20 protein-coding genes, 1 tRNA gene and 2 pseudogenes are annotated in these 17,258 nt (G+C 52.5%); 14 read left to right on the forward strand and 9 right to left on the reverse strand.

The features are described 5' to 3' along the window. Window positions 1-282: pseudogene (locus Q9O24_07340) on the reverse strand (FAD-dependent oxidoreductase). 145 nt (window positions 283-427) lie between these two features. Here Q9O24_07340 and Q9O24_07345 point away from each other — a divergent pair. Both Q9O24_07345 and Q9O24_07350 read left to right on the forward strand, forming a co-directional pair. Next, a complete protein-coding gene (locus tag Q9O24_07345; GenBank protein ID MDQ7074957.1) occupies window positions 428-835 on the forward strand; it encodes a type II toxin-antitoxin system VapC family toxin in 408 nt (135 codons plus the stop codon). Continuing rightward, on the forward strand, window positions 822-1,049 hold the full coding sequence (locus Q9O24_07350) for a type II toxin-antitoxin system prevent-host-death family antitoxin (protein MDQ7074958.1): 228 nt from the start codon (window positions 822-824) through the stop codon (window positions 1,047-1,049). Before Q9O24_07345 ends, Q9O24_07350 begins: the two co-directional genes overlap by 14 nt. Window positions 1,050-1,159: 110 nt before the next feature. Here the strand turns inward: Q9O24_07350 and lpdA are convergent, their stop codons facing one another. The 3 genes and pseudogenes from lpdA to Q9O24_07365 form a co-directional block, all read right to left on the reverse strand. Continuing rightward, a complete protein-coding gene (gene lpdA, locus Q9O24_07355) occupies window positions 1,160-2,581 on the reverse strand; it encodes a dihydrolipoyl dehydrogenase (protein ID MDQ7074959.1) in 1,422 nt (473 codons plus the stop codon). Window positions 2,582-2,590: 9 nt separating this feature from the next. Continuing rightward, window positions 2,591-3,815, reverse strand: a pseudogene (gene odhB, locus Q9O24_07360) (2-oxoglutarate dehydrogenase complex dihydrolipoyllysine-residue succinyltransferase). A gap of 18 nt (window positions 3,816-3,833) precedes the next feature. After that, on the reverse strand, window positions 3,834-6,668 hold the full coding sequence (locus Q9O24_07365; GenBank protein ID MDQ7074960.1) for a 2-oxoglutarate dehydrogenase E1 component: 2,835 nt from the start codon (window positions 6,666-6,668) through the stop codon (window positions 3,834-3,836). A 320-nt stretch (window positions 6,669-6,988) separates the two neighbouring features. Between Q9O24_07365 and Q9O24_07370 the strand changes: the two genes are divergently transcribed. The 5 genes from Q9O24_07370 (at window position 6,989) to Q9O24_07390 (ending at window position 8,923) form a co-directional block, all read left to right on the forward strand. Continuing rightward, the gene (locus Q9O24_07370; GenBank protein MDQ7074961.1) at window positions 6,989-7,240 is read left to right on the forward strand and encodes a toxin HicA; all 252 of its coding nucleotides are present in this window, start codon (window positions 6,989-6,991) and stop codon (window positions 7,238-7,240) included. Then, a complete protein-coding gene (locus Q9O24_07375; protein MDQ7074962.1) occupies window positions 7,233-7,562 on the forward strand; it encodes a toxin-antitoxin system HicB family antitoxin in 330 nt (109 codons plus the stop codon). The genes Q9O24_07370 and Q9O24_07375 overlap by 8 nt, the downstream gene beginning before the upstream one ends. Window positions 7,563-7,758: 196 nt before the next feature. Then, a complete protein-coding gene (locus tag Q9O24_07380) occupies window positions 7,759-8,091 on the forward strand; it encodes a DUF3301 domain-containing protein (GenBank protein ID MDQ7074963.1) in 333 nt (110 codons plus the stop codon). Then, window positions 8,088-8,435: a hypothetical protein gene (locus Q9O24_07385; GenBank protein MDQ7074964.1), complete on the forward strand. Its 348-nt coding sequence runs from the start codon at window positions 8,088-8,090 to the stop codon at window positions 8,433-8,435. The genes Q9O24_07380 and Q9O24_07385 overlap by 4 nt, the downstream gene beginning before the upstream one ends. Further along, window positions 8,432-8,923, forward strand: coding sequence for a YchJ family protein (locus Q9O24_07390; protein MDQ7074965.1), 492 nt, complete (start codon window positions 8,432-8,434; stop codon window positions 8,921-8,923). The genes Q9O24_07385 and Q9O24_07390 overlap by 4 nt, the downstream gene beginning before the upstream one ends. A gap of 45 nt (window positions 8,924-8,968) precedes the next feature. Here the strand turns inward: Q9O24_07390 and Q9O24_07395 are convergent. The 3 genes from Q9O24_07395 to Q9O24_07405 all read right to left on the reverse strand — a co-directional run bounded on the left by Q9O24_07395 (window position 8,969) and on the right by Q9O24_07405 (window position 10,477). After that, window positions 8,969-9,043 (reverse strand) — tRNA-Val (locus Q9O24_07395). A gap of 61 nt (window positions 9,044-9,104) precedes the next feature. Next, on the reverse strand, window positions 9,105-9,626 hold the full coding sequence (locus Q9O24_07400; protein MDQ7074966.1) for a nucleoside recognition domain-containing protein: 522 nt from the start codon (window positions 9,624-9,626) through the stop codon (window positions 9,105-9,107). Continuing rightward, the gene (locus Q9O24_07405; protein MDQ7074967.1) at window positions 9,623-10,477 is read right to left on the reverse strand and encodes a nucleoside recognition domain-containing protein; all 855 of its coding nucleotides are present in this window, start codon (window positions 10,475-10,477) and stop codon (window positions 9,623-9,625) included. The genes Q9O24_07400 and Q9O24_07405 overlap by 4 nt, the downstream gene beginning before the upstream one ends. 80 nt (window positions 10,478-10,557) lie before the next feature. On the opposite strand from Q9O24_07405, the gene Q9O24_07410 reads away from it, so the two are divergent. Beyond that, entirely contained in the window at window positions 10,558-11,217 is a 660-nt protein-coding gene (locus tag Q9O24_07410) for a thiopurine S-methyltransferase (protein ID MDQ7074968.1), read from the forward strand. 3 nt (window positions 11,218-11,220) lie between these two features. Then, complete coding sequence (locus tag Q9O24_07415; protein MDQ7074969.1) at window positions 11,221-11,595, forward strand: SirB2 family protein; 375 nt, start codon at window positions 11,221-11,223, stop codon at window positions 11,593-11,595. 18 nt (window positions 11,596-11,613) lie between these two features. Here Q9O24_07415 and Q9O24_07420 read toward each other — a convergent pair whose 3' ends face one another. Beyond that, complete coding sequence (locus Q9O24_07420; GenBank protein ID MDQ7074970.1) at window positions 11,614-12,645, reverse strand: quinone-dependent dihydroorotate dehydrogenase; 1,032 nt, start codon at window positions 12,643-12,645, stop codon at window positions 11,614-11,616. A gap of 6 nt (window positions 12,646-12,651) precedes the next feature. After that, entirely contained in the window at window positions 12,652-13,215 is a 564-nt protein-coding gene (locus Q9O24_07425) for a hypothetical protein (GenBank protein MDQ7074971.1), read from the reverse strand. A gap of 95 nt (window positions 13,216-13,310) precedes the next feature. On the opposite strand from Q9O24_07425, the gene holA reads away from it, so the two are divergent. The 5 genes from holA to rlmH all read left to right on the forward strand — a co-directional run bounded on the left by holA (window position 13,311) and on the right by rlmH (window position 17,242). Next, window positions 13,311-14,318 carry a DNA polymerase III subunit delta gene (gene holA / locus Q9O24_07430; protein ID MDQ7074972.1) on the forward strand — a complete coding sequence of 336 codons (1,008 nt, stop codon included), beginning with the start codon at window positions 13,311-13,313 and terminating at the stop codon, window positions 14,316-14,318. Window positions 14,319-14,484: 166 nt separating this feature from the next. After that, window positions 14,485-15,747 carry a glutamate-5-semialdehyde dehydrogenase gene (locus Q9O24_07435; GenBank protein MDQ7074973.1) on the forward strand — a complete coding sequence of 421 codons (1,263 nt, stop codon included), beginning with the start codon at window positions 14,485-14,487 and terminating at the stop codon, window positions 15,745-15,747. A gap of 15 nt (window positions 15,748-15,762) precedes the next feature. Then, window positions 15,763-16,398, forward strand: a complete 636-nt coding sequence (gene nadD / locus Q9O24_07440) for a nicotinate-nucleotide adenylyltransferase (GenBank protein MDQ7074974.1) — start codon at window positions 15,763-15,765, stop codon at window positions 16,396-16,398. A 15-nt stretch (window positions 16,399-16,413) separates the two neighbouring features. Next, a complete protein-coding gene (gene rsfS / locus Q9O24_07445) occupies window positions 16,414-16,767 on the forward strand; it encodes a ribosome silencing factor (protein MDQ7074975.1) in 354 nt (117 codons plus the stop codon). Window positions 16,768-16,774: 7 nt separating this feature from the next. After that, window positions 16,775-17,242 carry a 23S rRNA (pseudouridine(1915)-N(3))-methyltransferase RlmH gene (gene rlmH, locus Q9O24_07450; protein MDQ7074976.1) on the forward strand — a complete coding sequence of 156 codons (468 nt, stop codon included), beginning with the start codon at window positions 16,775-16,777 and terminating at the stop codon, window positions 17,240-17,242. Window positions 17,243-17,258 lie beyond the last annotated feature (16 nt).

Genomic DNA, 17,258 nt, shown 5'->3' on the forward strand with positions numbered 1-17,258 from the left:
AAGGCAAATGAATCGCACGACCATCCAGCGCCAAAGCCGCCTCATGCAACGCCTCAGGCAAAGACGGATGAGCAACCACCATCCGCGTTAGATCATCACAACTGGCCTCCATCGCAATCACCGCTTGAGCGATCAGCTCGGATGCGTGTGGGCCGATGATGTGTTCTGCCCGCGCACCACATCGCCGATGGCGTAGATGCTCGGAAGACTGGTGGCGCAGTAACGATCCACATGGATAAAACCGCGTTCATCCAGTTGCAGATCCACCTCACTGCTGAAAAGAGTGTTTTATGAGTCATAACAGCCTCTTAAAGGTCGAGCAATGTGTCTCAGACGGGTGGTTTTGGTTCTTGTTCGCTGCGTTAGCTGTACAAAGTGGCATACATTGGCTATGTTGTGTACATATGTACATCAATAATGGTGTTAAATGAGCATTACAGTGGATACTTCTGCTTTGATTGCTGTTATTGGCAATGAAGCATCTAAGAAAAATATTATAGAAATAACAAAGGGTTACTCACTTTGTGCGCCCATTTCAGTTCATTGGGAAATGGGCAATGCGTTTTCTGCTATGTTCAAAAGAAGAAGTTTAAGTCTTGAGATGGCAAAGTTTGCTCTGGCCGCATATCGTGAAATTCCGATCAAGTTTATTGATGTTCCACTTGAGCAAACATTGGAGATTTCTCACGCATTAAATATTTATGCTTATGATGCATACCTTATTCAATGCGCTCAACTTACCAGCACTTCACTGCTTACGTTAGACAAGGGGTTAAAGGTAGCAGCAAAAGCAATGGGGATTCATATTTTGGAGTTACAAAATGAGAGAATATAGCTTTACTGAAGCCCGTCAGAATTTTGCATCTATTTTAGAAGAAGCAAGAAGAGAAGGTGTTGTCTGTATTAAAAAAAGAGATGGAGAGACATTTTATATAAAGCCTGCAATATCGAAGAAATCACCTTTTGATGTTAAAGGTGTTGACCTGGGGATTAGTTCAGCAGAAATTGTAGATATTGTCAGAGAAGGCAGAGAGCGAAATTACAGCTAATAAATACTGCGCTGTTTCACTGCGCTGAAAAAAGTGTGAGCCTAGGAGCAGAAACTGCTTAAGGTTGTCGTGCTACCGACAACGCCTGTCACCCTGGATTTCATCATATTTCAAGGCAAATGAATCGCTCGTCCATCCAGCGCCAAAGCCGCTTCATGCAACGCCTCAGACAAGGACGGATGAGCAAACACCATCCGCGTTAGATCATCACAACTGGCCTCCATCTCCATCGCAATCACCGCTTGAGCGATCAGCTCGGACGCGTGTGGGCCGATGATGTGTACCCCTAAAATTCGGTCGCTGTCGGCGTGGCTGAGGATTTTTACCGTGCCGTGGCTCTCACACATCACCTTGGCGCGCCCGTTGGCAGCAAAAGGAAATTGGCCGCTTTTGTAAGGGGTGGCGCTGGTTTTGAGCTGCTCCTCGTTTTGCCCCACCCACGCGATCTCCGGTTGGGTGTAGATCACCGCTGGAATGTGCTGGTACTCCAACTTGCTCTGCTGACCGGCGATGCGTTCCGCCACCATCACCCCCTCGGCGCTGCCCTTGTGCGCCAACATCGGCCCGCGCACCACATCGCCGATGGCGTAGATGCCCGGCAGACTGGTGGCGCAGTAACGATCCACATGGATAAAGCCGCGTTCATCCAGTTGCAGATCCACCTCACTGCTGAAAAGAGTGTCGGTGTTGGGCTGGCGACCCACGGCGGTGATGACCCGATCCACCGTCAGGACGTGTTTGCCTTCGCCGTCTTCGTAGTGCAGTTTTATGCCGTCATTGGGCTCGGCCTGACAGCTGAGCAGACGCGCATTGAGGCGAATTTCCAGCCCCTGTTTTTGCAGTGCGCGCTGCGCTTGTTGAGCGATTTGGCGGTCGGTGGTGGTAAGGAATTGATCTTGCGCTTCCAGCAGCGTGACCTTGGCACCGAGGCGTTGCCAAACGCTGCCCAGCTCCAGACCAATCGCCCCCGCACCGATGATGCCCAGCCGTGGCGGAACCTGCTCCCAACTCAATGCCCCAGCAGAATTGACGATGCGTTGCTCCAGCCACTTGGCGTTCTCCAGCTCCGTGGGCACGGAGCCTGGAGCGAGAATAACCTGTTCGGCCTGAAAGGTTGTTTCATGGCCGTTGGCATCCATAAAATGGACGTGATGTTCAGCGTGTAGGGTGGCATCGCCGTGCAGATGGTCGATTTTATTGGCGCGGAACAGTTGGCTAATGCCCCGGCTGAGGTGGCTGACGATCTGCTCTTTGCGCTGCATCATCTGTTTCAGATCCAGACGCAGCGTGTCGTGCAAAATGCCGTGCTGCGCCGCCTGTTGTTGCAGCGTTTGGTAGAGCTGCGAGCTTTCCAGCAGGGCTTTGGAGGGGATGCAGCCCACATTCAGACAGGTTCCCCCCAGCGCCGGTTGCTCACCGCTGCGCCAGCGGTCAAGGCAGAGGGTGTGCAAGCCCAATTGGGCGCAACGAATGGCGGCGCTGTATCCGGCAGGGCCTGCGCCAATCACAATCACATCGTACGAATGAGCCATAACAGCCTCCTAAAGGTCGAGCAACATGCGAGCGGGTTGTTCCAACATCTCTTTGATGCTGCGCAAAAACTGCACCGCGCTTTTGCCGTCAATAATGCGGTGATCGTAAGAGAGCGCCAGATACATCATGGGACGAATCACCACCTGCACCGTTTTCGGCGATGGGGCGCTGTTGAATGCTGTGCATGCCGAGAATGGCGCTCTGCGGTGGGTTGAGAATGGGGGTGGACATCAAGGAGCCAAACACACCGCCGTTGGTGATGGTGAAGGTGCCGCCGCTGATGTCGTCGATGCTGAGGCGGTTGTTTTTCGCTTTATCGGCGTAGGCACTGATCTGTTTTTCCACCTCGGCCAAACTCATGCGCTCGCTGTTGCGCAAAATGGGCACCACCAAGCCGCGCTCGGAGGAGATGGCGACCCCGATGTCGCAAAAGCCGTGGTAGACCACTTCGTTGCCGTCCAGTGAGGCGTTGATCTCGGGGAAGCGTTTTAGGGCTTCGCTGGCGGCACGGACAAAAAAGGACATAAAACCGAGGCGGATGTTGTGGCTCTTTTCAAACGCTTCTTGGTAGTTGCTGCGCAGCTCCATCACCGCCGCCATATTGACCTCGTTAAAGGTGGTCAGCATGGCGGTGTTTTGGGTCACATCCAGCAGTCGTTCGGCGATGCGTGAGCGCAGCCGCGTCATGGGCACTCGTTTGTGCGGACGCTCTTCGGTGTCCGTCACGCTGCGGGGCTGGGCTTTGGGTGTGGGTTTTTTAACGGCTTCGGTTTTGGTTTCGGCCTTGGGTTGGGTTGGCTCAGGAGCCGATGCGTTTTTGGGCTGTTGTTCTAGGTGGGCTAACACATCTTGTTTATTAAGACGCTTGGGGTTTTGGCGTGCAATGTCGTGGTGATCCAGATCGTGCTCCAGCAGCAGCTTGCGTACCGCCGGCCCCATCGCGGGGGTGATGTTTTGGTTGCTGCTTGGGTTGGAGTGTTCAGCGGGGGCTGTGGCGAGGGCTTTGAGGGTGCCGAGCAGTTGGCCGCTGGTGACGGTCTCATTTTCTGCCAATAGAATCTCTGCCAGTTGGCCGTCGCAGGGCGCAGGCACTTCCAAGACCACTTTGTCGGTCTCCAGATCCACCAGCGGTTCGTCGCGCTGGATCGTTTCACCGGGTTTTTTATGCCAGCCAACAATCACAGCGTCACTGACAGACTCGGGCAGAGGTGGAACTTTGATTTCAGTCAACATGATGAATCCTTGTGGTTGTTATTCGTGCCCCAGAGCCGCACGGAGCAGATCTTTGAGTTGTTGGGCGTGCAGGCTGGGATAACCGACGGCGGGGGCGGCGGAGGCTGGGCGACCGGCGTAGCTTAAATAGTGGGGCTTGGGCAGCAGTTTGCGAATGTGATGCTGGCTGGAGTACCACGCGCCTTGGTTCATCGGCTCCTCTTGGCACCAGTAAAAGGCTTCTGCATTGGGGTAGCGTTGCAGTTGTTTCTCCAGCTCTTTGCGCGGAAAGGGGTAGAGCTGCTCGATGCGAATTAGGGCGACGTTGTCCAATTTCAGAGTGCGGCGCTGTTGCAGCAGTTCGTAATAGACCTTGCCGGAGCAGAGCACGATGCGTGTTACCGCCTCGTCGGGCAGCGGATCTACTTCTGCGATCACGTTTTGGAAATGCCCTTTGGCCAATTCGTTCAGGCTACTGGTGGCCAGCTTGTGGCGCAGCAGGCTTTTGGGCGACATCACCACCAAGGGTTTGCGGTAGGGGCGCAGCATCTGGCGGCGCAGCAGGTGGAATATTTGTGCGGGGGTGGTGGGGATGCAGACCTGCATGTTGTGTTCGGCGCAGAGTTGCAGATAACGCTCCAGCCGTGCTGAGCTGTGTTCCGCGCCTTGGCCTTCGTAGCCGTGGGGCAGCAGCATGACCAAGTTGCAGAGCCGCCCCCATTTGGCTTCGCCGGAGCTGATGAACTGGTCGATGACCACTTGAGCGCCGTTGGCAAAGTCACCAAACTGCGCCTCCCAGATGACCAAGTGGTCGGGGCTGGTGGCGGAGTAACCGTACTCAAAGGCCAGCACCGCCTCTTCGCTGAGCAAGGAATCGATGACCAGAAAGTTACTCTCCACCTCTTTGAGGTTGCGCAGCGGCACGTAACTTTCGCCGTTTTGCTGGTTGTGCAGCACGGCGTGACGATGGAAAAAGGTGCCACGGCCACTGTCTTGACCGCAGAGGCGGATGGAGTAGTTCTGTTTCAGTAGGGTGGCGTAGGCGAGGGTTTCAGCGTAGCCCCAGTCGATGGGCAGTGCGCCTGCGCTCATTTTGCGCCGGTCGTCGCGGATTTTCTCCACCCGAGGGTGCAAGGTGAAGCCCTGTGGCAGTTGGTGCAGTTGGCTGGCCAATTCGCGCAGGTGCGCCAGATCGTAGCGGCTGTCGTGGTGGACGTTCCATTTGTGGCCTTTGAAGCGTCGCCAATCGAGGCCGTATTGCTGGATAAAGGCGGGGTCGAGGATTTGATGCGGGGCGACGCTGCCGCCCTGTTCTAATTGTGTGCGGTAGGTTTCGATCATCTGTTCCGCTTCGCCGCTTTGAATCACCCCCTCTTGCGCCAGTTTTTGCGCGTAGAGGGCGCGGGTGGTGGGCATGGAGCGGATGTGTTTGTACATCATCGGTTGGGTGGCGGAGGGTTCGTCTGCTTCGTTGTGACCCTGGCGGCGATAACAGACCAGATCAATGATCACGTCTTTTTTAAAGGCCATGCGGTAGTCCAGCGCCAACTGGGTGACAAACAGCACCGCTTCGGGGTCGTCGCCGTTGACGTGAAAGACCGGCACATTGATCATTTTGGCGATGTCGGTGCAGTAGAACGTGGAGCGCGTGTCTTGCACGTTGCTGGTGGTGAAACCGATCTGGTTGTTGATGACGATGTGAATCGTGCCTTTGGTGGAAAAGCCCCGCGACTGCGATAGGCTGAGGGTCTCCATCACCACTCCTTGTCCGGCAAAAGCGGAGTCACCGTGAATGGATATGGGCAGCACCGTGTCGCCGTGGGGGTCGTTGCGGCGATCTTGACGCGCGCGTACCGAGCCTTCCACCATCGGTGCGACGATCTCCAGATGTGAGGGGTTAAAGGCCAGCACCAGATGCACGTTTTTGCCGCTGGTGTGCATGTCCGATGAGAAGCCTTGATGGTATTTAACGTCGCCGTCGCTGTGGCGCTGGGTGTGTTGGCCTTCAAATTCGGAGAAGAGGGCGGCGGGGGTTTTGCCCAAAATATTGATCAGCATATTAAGCCGCCCTCGGTGTGCCATGCCGATGACGATCTCTTCTACGCCCTTGCTGCCCGCCCGTTCGATCAACTCGGACATCATCGGAATCAGGCTCTCGCCCCCTTCCAGTGAGAAGCGTTTTTGGCCGACGTATTTGGCGTGCAGGTAGCGTTCAATGCCTTCGGCGGCGGTGAGGCGTTGCAATAGCCAGCGGCGCGTTGCGTGGTTGACTTTGGGGTGCGCTTGCACACTTTCGATGCGGTGTTGCAGCCAGCGTTTGTCTTCGGTTTCAAGAATGTGCATGTATTCAAAACCGATGCTGCTGCCGTAGGTGCGCTGCAAGGCGTGCAGAATTTCTTGCAAGGTGGCTTCGACGGGGCCGACCCATGAGCCGGTTTGAAAGACCGTTTCGAGGTCGTTTTTGGTCAATTGGTGGTAGGCGAGGGTCAGCTCTGAAAGATTGGCGGAGATGGCGTTGCCCAGTGGGTTGCAACTGGCGGCTTGGTGGCTGAAAAACCGGTAGGCGTTGATGAGTTGCAACACCCGCACCTGTTGGCGTTCGTGTGCCAAGCTGATGTTGCAGTTGCTGCCTGCGTTTTGGCTGCTGTCGGCAAAGCGGTAGAACTGTTGGCGGATTTCCGCTTCTGAAATTTCAGCGGGGGCGTGTGGGTCTTTTTTCGGCAGTCGGTCAAAATGCTGTCGCCATTGCAGGTCGAGGGCGTTGGGGTTGCTTAGGTACTGCTCGTACTGCTGTTCTAGGTAGGCGCTGTTGGCTCCGTTGAGGTAGGAGTCGGGTTCGGTGCTGGGGTGTGCGTTGTTATCCCTGTCGCTCATGGTGCGCGGTTCCTCCACGGTTTCTCGCTCTTATGATCATGACTGCTAAAGTAGTGCCATAACGGATCAGGTGGTGAATTAAACGAAGTATAGACCGTGATGGTGGGCGGTTACGACCGGTTTTGTTGCTAAGTGGGATCGAAGCCACTGTTTTGGGGTGGTTGCAGCGATTATCGTTGTTCTTGTAGAGTCACTGCACCTGTTTCGGTACGGGTTATTGGCGAAAAGGAAAAAAACTTATGAGAAAAATTCAATACAGCTTGGATTCAACCAATAAGTGCACAACTTGACAATGGTATCAATAATGATACTATTTAGTAATGGCTGGTGTATCTAAAATTTTAAAAGAAATGAAGTCGAATCCTAATGGGATTCGATTTAACGATCTGCAAAAAGTGTGTGAGCATTTTTTCGGAAAACCACGGCAGAGTGGCAGCAGTCACTGTGTTTATAAAACGCCGTGGCCGAGTGATCCACGCGTAAATATTCAAAATAAAAAAGGCAAAGCTAAACCCTATCAGGTAAAGCAAGTATTACTTGCTGTAGAAAAAATTGAGGTGCAGCATGATTGATGAAATTGAAAAATATACCTATCGTGTAATGTGGTCTGAAGAAGATGGAGAGTTTGTTGGTTTGTGTGCCGAGTTTCCTAGCCTTAGTTGGTTGGATTCTAGCTCAACTGAAGCTTTAAAAGGAATACAAGCCGTTGTAAAAGAGTGTGTGGTTGATATGTCCAATAATCAAGAAAAAATACCAACGGCTCTGTCTGCACGTAAGTTTAGCGGTAAGTTTATGGTGCGAGTCCCTCCAGAAGTTCATCGCAACCTTGCTGTAGAAGCGGCTGAGTCTGGAGTCAGTTTAAACCGCATCGCAAGTGTTAAACTGGCTCATTAATTTGATAACAAATTAGATTTTAGTCTCTTTTTTCGGTTTTCATTAGAAGGGCTAATAATTTTTCTTTACCGAAAACCCACCGTTCGGTGTGGCAACCACGACATGCTCAATGGGTTTCTTTTGATTCAAAATAGAGGGGGAGCCAGTTGAATCGGCAGCTGTGTTAATGATGTTTGGTTTGGCAAGGTTTGAAATTATGGGTACAGAGTTAACGCTGTTTTTATTGGTGCTGGTGGTCTGGTTCTGGTGGGGCGGTACAAAAGCGCGTGAAAATGCGATGCGACGAGCGCAGCAGGTGTGTGAGCGGCAGAGCGTGCAGTTGTTGGATGGCAGTGTGATGTTGAATCAGATGCGCCTGAAACGAGACGCAGCGGGAGCGATTCGGGTGGCGCGCCTCTATCGCTTTGATTTCAGCCTCGATGGGGTGGAACGTCAACAAGGTTATGTGTTGCTGCTGGGTGAGCGGGTGATGGATGTGCGTTTTCCACGCATCGAAGCGCCAGAGAATGCCTCAAGGGACGCGCCATGAGTTTGGAAGCCAATCTCACGCGGGTTTTGACCTATGCACGTAAAATTAATACGGCGATTGTAGTGGCGGCGTTCAGCGGCTATTTTTTGGCCGCCTACGCTTGGAGCGAGGGTCAGAGCTTGGGGGCGGTGGTGATTGCCACCTTGGGTTATCTGCTGTTTCGTTCATTGGGGCAGATCAGTTTTAATCTGACTTGGCAGCATTTTCAGTCACAAAAAGAGTGTGCGGCGTTGTTTCATTATCTAGATGCAAATAATTTGCGTTGGAGTAAAGAGAAATTGCTGGCACTGTTTCAACAAGAAAAGATCAATAACAGTTTTACTAACGGAGAGAATAAAAAATGAGTAATTGCGCTTGTGGATCAAAAAAATCATACGATGAGTGTTGTGGTGTTTACATCAGCGGAGCGCAAAAAGCGCCCACCGCCGAGGCGTTGATGCGTTCACGTTACACCGCTCACACGATGGCGGATATGGAGTACATCGTAAAAACCCAGCATGAAAAAACCCGCGCGGAGATTGATCTGGAACAGACCCGCAGTTGGGCGGAGGAGTCGGAGTGGTTAGGGCTGGAGATCGTCAACACGGAAAAAGGCCAGCCCGATGATGAGCAAGGATTGATTGAATTTATTGCTCATTACAATTACAAAGGCAACCGTGAAGCACATCACGAAGAGAGCCTTTTTCAGCGCGAAGGCGATGAGTGGTTTTTCTTAGATGCTCGTGCGCCAAAAGTCTCTCAGGTGCGCCGTGCTGAGGCCAAAGTGGGGCGTAATGACCCTTGTCCTTGTGGGAGTGGCAAAAAGTATAAGAAGTGCTGTGGTAAGGCGTAAGGATGCTGATTGATAAGCAGTATAAGGCTATTTTGGATGTGAAATTGGTGGGCGATACTGGGATTGAACCAGTGACCCCTGCCGTGTGAAGGCAGTGCTCTCCCGCTGAGCTAATCGCCCCAATAAGATGGGAGCGCGCATTGTACGGTTTTTTCAGCGAGGATCAAGGAAAAAAATGGCTTTAGCCAAAAAACCAATAACCCACCGTCACCGCTGCTGCCATGCCTGCGAAATCGGCGATCAGCCCCGCTTGCACGGCGTAGCGGATTTTATGCACTCCAATGGCTCCAAAATAGACCGCAATCACATAAAACGTGGTTTCGGTGGAGCCGAACATGATTGCCGCCATTTTGACGATCAGGCTCTCTTCGCCGTGGGTCTGGATCAGCTCGGCTAAAATGGCCACCGAACCACTGCCGGTGAGGGGGCGAAAAATCGCCATCGGCAGCAGTTCGCTGGGAAAACCGGTGAGTTCAAACAGGGGAGCCAGCAGAGTGGCGATAAATTCCATTGCGCCACTGGCGCGAAACATCCCAATGGCAAACAGAATGGCGACCAAGTTGGGGATGATCTGTACCGCTGTGGCAAACCCCTCTTTAGCACCGATGACAAACTCCTCATAAACGGGGACTTTTTTTAGCAAACCGTAAACGATAATGGCAACGATCAGCAGTGGCAAAATCAGGCTGGAAAAAAAGCTCATGAGGCTTTTCCTTTGCGAGCGTAGAATTTGGCCGCGATAATGGCTGCGGTGGTGGAGGCCAGAGTGGCGAGAATAATGGGCAAAATCAATTCGCCACTCTGTGCGCCAAGCAGCGCGATCAAGGTGACAGGGGGCAGGAGTTGCACGCTGGAGGTGTTGAGGGCGAGAAACATGCACATCGCATCGCTGGCCTCTTTTTTATTCTGATTCAGTTCCTGTAACTGCTGCATGGCACGGATGCCCATCGGCGTGGCGGCGTTGCCCAAACCCAGTAGGTTGGCGGTCAGATTAAGGCTGATGCTGCCAAAGGCAGGGTGATCTTTGGGCACGTCGGGAAACAGCGGCGCGAGCAGAGGGCGTACCAGCCAGACCAGTTTTTTAATCAGGCCACTCTGTTCGGCAATGCGCATCAGCCCCAGCCAGAGCGCCATAATGCCCGCCAGCCCAAGCGCCAATTTAACGCTAAATTTGGCCATATCAAAGGCCGCTTCGGTGATGGCCTTGAGCCGAACATGATGTACTTCGGGCAGCACGAGTTGCACAGAGTCGTTTTGTTGCCCTTTGGGAGTGAGGCTTAAACGCAGTGGGGTTTTTTTATCTTGTTGCGCTGCAATGTTTTGCCAGTGCGGGGGCAGGTTTTGATCGGGCTTGAGTTGCAGTTGTTGGCCTTGCCAGTGAGCGTAAAGCTGCTGTTTTGGCAGTTGAATCAGTACTTCGCCTAATTCATTTTGGCTCAAGCGGGCATGGATGGTCTGACCGTTTAACCAGCGGTTATTGAGTTCATCGCTGATGTCTTGGCCAACAGCGGAGAGCAGGCTGATGATGATCAACCCTGCCCAGAGATAATTCATCACGGTTTTTTGGCTCGCTTACTCGGAATCATGGAGTAGAATGGCAAAAATTTTACCACGTTGTCACAGAGGAACGTTTTATGGAGCACGATTTTTGGCATCAACGCTGGAGTAAAGGGCAGATTGGTTTTCATCAAGCGGAGACCAACGCTCATCTGCAAAAATATTGGTCTGATGTAACGGGCAATGAGGCGGGTTCTGTTTTTGTGCCACTGTGTGGTAAAAGCTTGGATCTGCTTTGGTTGCAGCAGCAAGGCCATGAGGTGCTTGGGGTTGAATTGAGTCAAAGAGCCTTGCAGGATTTTTTTGCTGAGAATCGGTTGGCGGTGAGGGCAGAGCAGCAGGGTTCTTTTGAGCGTTTTTCTGCTGATAATGTGACGCTGTTTTGCGGTGATTTTTTTGCTTTGGGTGAGAGCGAGCTAAAAGGTTGTCGCTTGGTGTTTGATCGGGCGGCATTAGTTGCTTTGCCCGATGCGATGCGAGTGGAGTACGCCAATAAGATGGCTGAGCTGCTAAGTACCGGCAGTAAAATATTATTGGTAACGATGGAATACCCGCAAGAGCTGATGTCAGGCCCGCCCTTTTCTGTGAGTGAATCTGAAGTGGAGTCTCTCTTTTTTGCTCACTTTGAAATAGAGCAAAAAGAGGTGTTTGAGATTCCAGCAAAAGGCGAGCTGCAAGAGCGGGGTTTGGGTGGTTGGTATGAAAAAATATATGTGTTAACTCGGAAAGAGGATTAAGTGATGTTGGCTGTGGTTAAACAGATTCATGTTATTTTTGCGTTGTTGTCGATTGCCGGTTTTTTACTGCGCGGTTTTTGGATGATGAAAAACCCGCTGTTATTGCATTTGAAGTTGGTCAAGGTCTTGCCGCATGTGGTGGATACGGTGTTGCTGCTCAGTGCGATTAGCTTGTTGGTGATGTACGGTTGGAATCCGCTGGATCAGAGTTGGATTATGGCCAAAATCGTGGCCTTATTGCTCTACATCTATTTGGGCACCGTGGCTCTAAAACGAGGCAAAAGCAAGTCGGTTCGCAACATGGCGTTTGTGGCTGCGGTGGTAACGTTTGTTTATATTTACGCCACGGCCATCAGCCATAACCCCATGCCGTTTTAGGTTTAAGTGCAACGAGGATTACCTTGGTGGGTAATCTTCCAGTGCGCGAGCGATGTTACGAATCAAACCAGGGCCTTGGTAAATCAGTCCACTGTAAACTTGTATCAACGTGGCTCCCGCATCAATTTTCTCTCTGGCATCGGCTCCACTGGAGATTCCTCCAGCAGCGATAATTGGCAGAGTGCCTTCCAAATGTTTTGCCAGTTCGCGTACCACTTGTGTGGATTTTTTCATTAAGGGTCTGCCGCTGAGGCCGCCCATCTGTTTTGCGTGTTTGTTGTGCTCAATGCCTTCGCGGCCACTGGTGGTGTTGGTGGCGATGACCGCATCAATGCCGTGTTCCATCAGGCTGATGGCGATGGCTTTGATCTCATTGGGACTTAAGTCAGGAGCAATTTTAACCGCCATTGGCACGTAGTGACCGTAGGCGTGTTGCAGTGCTTTGCGCTCGGCTTTGAGGCTTTGCAGCAGTTCAACCAGAGCGCCACCCAGTTGCAGAGAGCGTAAGTCGGGGGTGTTGGGGGAAGAGATATTGACCGTGATGTAATCGGCTTTGTGATAAACCTTACGCAAGCAGTAGAGGTAGTCATCGGTAGCATTGGCAACGGGGGTGTCGAAATTTTTGCCAATATTGATTCCGAGTACGCCGCGAAATTGGGCTTTTTCCACCTGATCCAGTAGGTAATCAACCCCTTTGTTGTTAAACCCCATACGATTTATAATCGCTTGTTGATGGGCAAGGCGAAACAGACGCGGTTTTTCATTGCCTGCTTGTGGTCGTGGGGTGACCGTACCGACCTCCAGAAAACCAAAACCGAGGTTGCTCAGAGCGTTGATGTATTCGCCGTTTTTATCCAGACCCGCTGCCAGTCCCACAGGATTGCAGAACGTCAGACCCATTGCGCTACGAGGCGAGTGCGGTACGCGACTTTTCATAAAACGGGCTAACAGGCCCTGTTTTAGTAGGCGATCAAGACCTTTTAGGGTCATGTCATGGGCTTTTTCGGCTTCGAGGGTAAACAGTGCGCTGCGCAGAAGGGGATAGAACATAATAAATTAAAGGTCGTCATCGTTGTTGTTAGGTGATTGTGTCGGGTTGAGTTGATAGCTCAAAAGGATGTAATCAGGATTGTTCCAGATCAGATCCACATGCCAGCCTTTTTGTGACCAACGGTCATGGGCAAAACCTTTACCGGCGTTGATGGCGTTTAAACGCGAGCTGCGTGAACTGGCGTACGCGGGGAAGTGACCGAGCACTTCGGCCTTGCGATAGAGGCGCACCAGTTTGCGCTTCCAAGTTTCAAAGTTGATCCAACGACCTGGGGGGTGTTGGCGACTGATGCGCACAATCTGTCCCTTTTCAGCGTCAATGATCAACAGCTGGTTTTTCTGTGTGATTTTGAGTTGCAGGCCTTGTTCGGAACGAGTGTGTTTGGCATTGGGGTGAGTGGCCAGCAATTCATCAACTGACCCACCTAAACAGTAGTGTTTGAATACCACTTTGAGGCACTCGTCATTGGCCGATAGGGACGGAGAAAGCCCCAATAACAGCAGACCGATCAAGGCGTGTGTAAAACGGTAAAAAGAGGTATGAGCTGACATAGAACGGTTTTTAATCACGTGGTTGCGCTCTCAGAGTTGAATGATGGGCTTAAGCCGCGCAGTTTTAGCAGCAGCACGTATAATACCCCTTTGTCTTTTGAAAAGCTTAATGAATGAACGTTTATCCTGATAAATTACCGGCTTCCTTGAAAAAACACATCGCGCCGATCTATCTGATCTACGGTGATGAGCCGTTACAGATGCGTGAGGCGGTAGATGCGGTACGCGCTCGCGTTCGAGCTGAAGGTTATTTGGAACGTGAGGTGTTGGATGTCACCCCAGAGTTCCGTTGGGATCAATTGCAATCCAGTGCTGACAGTTTGTCGCTGTTTTCCAGTCGTCGTTTGTTGGATCTGCGCTTGCCCAGTGGTAAACCGGGCGCGCAGGGCAGCCAAGCGTTGCGAGATTACGTGCAACGTCCGCCAGAGGATGCGGTGTTGCTGATCAGCTGTGGCAAACTGGATAAAAGCGCCCTCAAAGGAGCATGGTTTAAAGCCTTGGATGCCCTTGGTGTGACGGTGGCGGTACGGGAGGTTCCTCGGGCGCAGTTGCCACAGTGGTTGAATCGTCGTCTGCTGGCGAGAGGGTTGCACTTTTCTGAAGAGGCTATCGCGCTGTTGGTGGAGCGAGTGCAAGGCAATTTGTTGGCGGCGATGCAAGAGGTCGAGAAACTCGAACTGCTGCACGGTAAGGGAAATATCTCCGCCGAGCAGGTGGAGCAAGCGGTAGCGGACAGCGCCCGCTTTAGTCTTTATGCCCTTAGTGAAGCGGTGTTGTTGGGAGACATCGAGCGCGTGCTGCGGGTTTTTTATGGTCTGCAAGCGGAAGGCACGGCGGCCAATCTGCTGCTTTGGCTCTTGAACCGTGATCTGCGCCTATTGGCGCAGTTGAGTTTTCCGGCAGGTGCGCTGCCAATGGCCAAACTTGGCATCTGGAGCAGTCAGCAGGGATTTTATCAGGCGGCTTTAAAGCGTCTTAGCTACGCGAAAACCTTACGCCTGTTGCAGCGTTGTGCTCAAATTGAACGACTGGTGAAAGGCCAAGAGAAGGGTGATGCGTGGCAGGCACTGTTGCAATTGGCGTTGACCATGGCCGGATTTCGTGCCTTAAAACGATCATAAGGGCTTATTTGTTTGAGTGATTGGTGTCAGCTCGACTTTCTTATCAGGGGTGGCTGGTCTACTATAGGTCACTTTCTTTTTCCCCTAAATTCTGCTCGAAATCGGCTGTTTCTTTGGTTTTTTCCATTTTTTCACGGCTTTTCCAGCTCAAACTGAAGTAAGAACGATGACTTTTGATGTTGTAACGTACATGAACGAGGTGGGGCGGCAGGCGCGTCACGCGGCGCGCTTGCTCAGTCGTGCCGACAGTGGCCAAAAAAATCGTGCGTTGTTGGCGATTGCCGAGGTGTTGTTGGCCAAAAGCGCGACCTTAACCCAAGAAAACGCTAAAGATTTGGCCGCTGGGCGCAGCAACGGTTTGGATTCCGCATTGTTGGATCGCCTCGCGTTGACGTCCGATGGGGTCATCGCGATGGCGGAAGGCTTGCGTCAAGTGGCCGCGCTGCAAGACCCTATTGGCGAAATAACGGATATGAGCCATCGCCCTTCGGGCATTCAGGTGGGTAAGATGCGCGTGCCACTGGGCGTGATTGGCATCATCTACGAATCGCGCCCTAATGTGACCGCCGATGCGGCGGCGCTCTGCTTGAAGTCGGGCAACGCGGCCATTTTGCGCGGCGGTTCCGAGGCGATTCACAGCAACCGTGCCATTGCGGTCTGCATTGCTGAAGGTTTGCAAGCGGTGGGGCTGCCCGTGACTACGGTGCAGGTGATCGAGACTACCGACCGAGCGGCGGTGGGTGAGTTGTTGCGCGCCAAAGAGTTCGTGGATGTGATCATTCCTCGTGGTGGTAAAAATTTGATTGAGCGGGTCAGTCGAGAGTCTTTGGTGCCGGTGATCAAACATCTGGACGGCATCTGTCATGTCTACATCGATGATGATGCGGATGAGGAAAAAGCACTTAAAATTGCCTTGAACGCTAAAACGCACCGTTATGGGGTCTGTAATGCGATGGAAACCTTGCTGATTGCCCATTCCCGTGCCAGAGAATTGCTGCCCAAGCTGGCGGAGTTGTATGCTGAAAAAGATGTGGAATTACGCGGCTGTGCGGCCAGTTGTGCCATTGTGGAATCGATGATTATGGCCACCGCCGAGGATTGGGATACGGAATATCTGGCGCCTGTTTTGTCGGTGCGTGTGGTGGCTGATATGGAGGCGGCGATGGATCATATTGAGACGCACGGCTCCCATCACACCGATGTGATCGTGACGGAAAATTACAGCAAGGCGCGGCGTTTTCTGCGCGAGGTGGACTCCAGCTCGGTGGTGGTCAATGCGTCGAGTCGTTTTGCCGATGGCTTTGAATACGGCTTGGGGGCTGAAATTGGCATCAGCACCGATAAGCTCCATGCCCGTGGACCCGTGGGTCTGGAAGGGCTCACCAGCCAGAAGTATGTGGTGTTGGGTGACGGCCATATTCGTCAATAAGATGAGGTTCTAGGTATGAGTCCCATCGGTATTTTTGGTGGCACCTTTGATCCGGTGCATTACGGTCATCTGCGTCCGGCGCTGGAGATGCAGCAGGATTTGAAACTGGCGGAAGTTCGCTTTATACCCTGTCGTATTCCACCTCATAAAACCAAACCCAAAGCCAGTGTTGAACATCGTTTGGCGATGTTGCAGTTGGCGTTGGAGGGGTTGGAGGGCATGTCGGTGGATCAGCGTGAGCTGCAACGAGAGGGGGTTTCTTATATGGTGGATACCTTGACCTCCCTGCGCCAAGAATTGGGTGAACGGCCTATTTGCTTGATTTTGGGCATGGATGCCTTTGCGGGCATTCATCGCTGGCATCGTTGGCGCGAGTTGCTGCGTTTGGCGCATCTGGTGGTGGCTTCGCGCCCAGGAGCAGAGGTACCTCTGCGCGGTGTGCCGGGTGATCTGTTACAACATTTTTCTACCCGACAACCTCGTCGTTTGTTGGAAAAGCCGTCGGGGGTGGTGCTGTTGCACCCCGTGACACAATTGGATATTTCCGCCACTCAGACCCGCAAATTGGCGGCTAAAAGTGGTGATTTGCGTTTCCTGATGCCGGAAAAGGTGCGCAATTACATTGAACAACACCGGCTCTATTTATCGTGATTGGACAGAAAAGTTATGCAAAGTGAAGCGTTATCCGCCTTGGCTCAAGAGGCGTTGGAAGACCTGAAAGGGATCGATATTGTGGTGTTGGACGTGCGCAAAAAAAGCAACGTCTGTGACACCATGATCATTGCCAGTGGCACCTCGCAGCGGCATGTAAAGTCATTGGCACAGAACGTTGTGAAGGTGATGAAATCAAGTGGTGAGCAGCCTTTGGGCATTGAAGGCGAGAGCGAGGGTAATTGGGTATTGGTGGATTTGGGGGATGTGGTGGTGCATGTGATGCACCCTGAAACCCGTGAATTGTATTGCTTAGAAAAGCTCTGGTCTCTGGATGCAGAGACGGCGCGTCAAGCCGCTTCTTCCTGAAACAGAGGTGCGCATTCATCTGATTGCGGTGGGCAATAAAATGCCCAAGTGGGTGGAGCAGGGTTATCAGGAATACGCCAAACGCTTGGGCGCTGAGTGCCGCTTGGTTTTGCATGAGGTGGCCGCTGCTAAGCGGGTTAAAAATGCACTGGTTGAGCGGATGAAAGAGGAGGAGGGGGGGCGTATGTTGGCCGCTATTCCTGCTCGTGCGCATGTGGTGGCGCTGGATTTGAGCGGCAAAACATGGTCAACCGCACAGCTGTCGGATCAGCTGGCCAATTGGATGCCTGCTGGCAGTGATGTGGCGCTGTTGGTGGGTGGCCCTGATGGTCTGGCTGATGCCTGTTTGCAACGAGCGGATCAGCGCTGGTGTCTTTCACCGCTGACCTTTCCTCATCCGCTGGTGCGGGTGATTTTAGCCGAGCAGCTTTATCGCGCTTGGAGCCTCTATCGTAACCATCCTTACCACCGTTAATGAATTCAACTGATTT

Source organism: Gammaproteobacteria bacterium (assembly GCA_030949385.1).
GTDB lineage: Bacteria > Pseudomonadota > Gammaproteobacteria > JAUZRS01 > JAUZRS01 > JAUZRS01.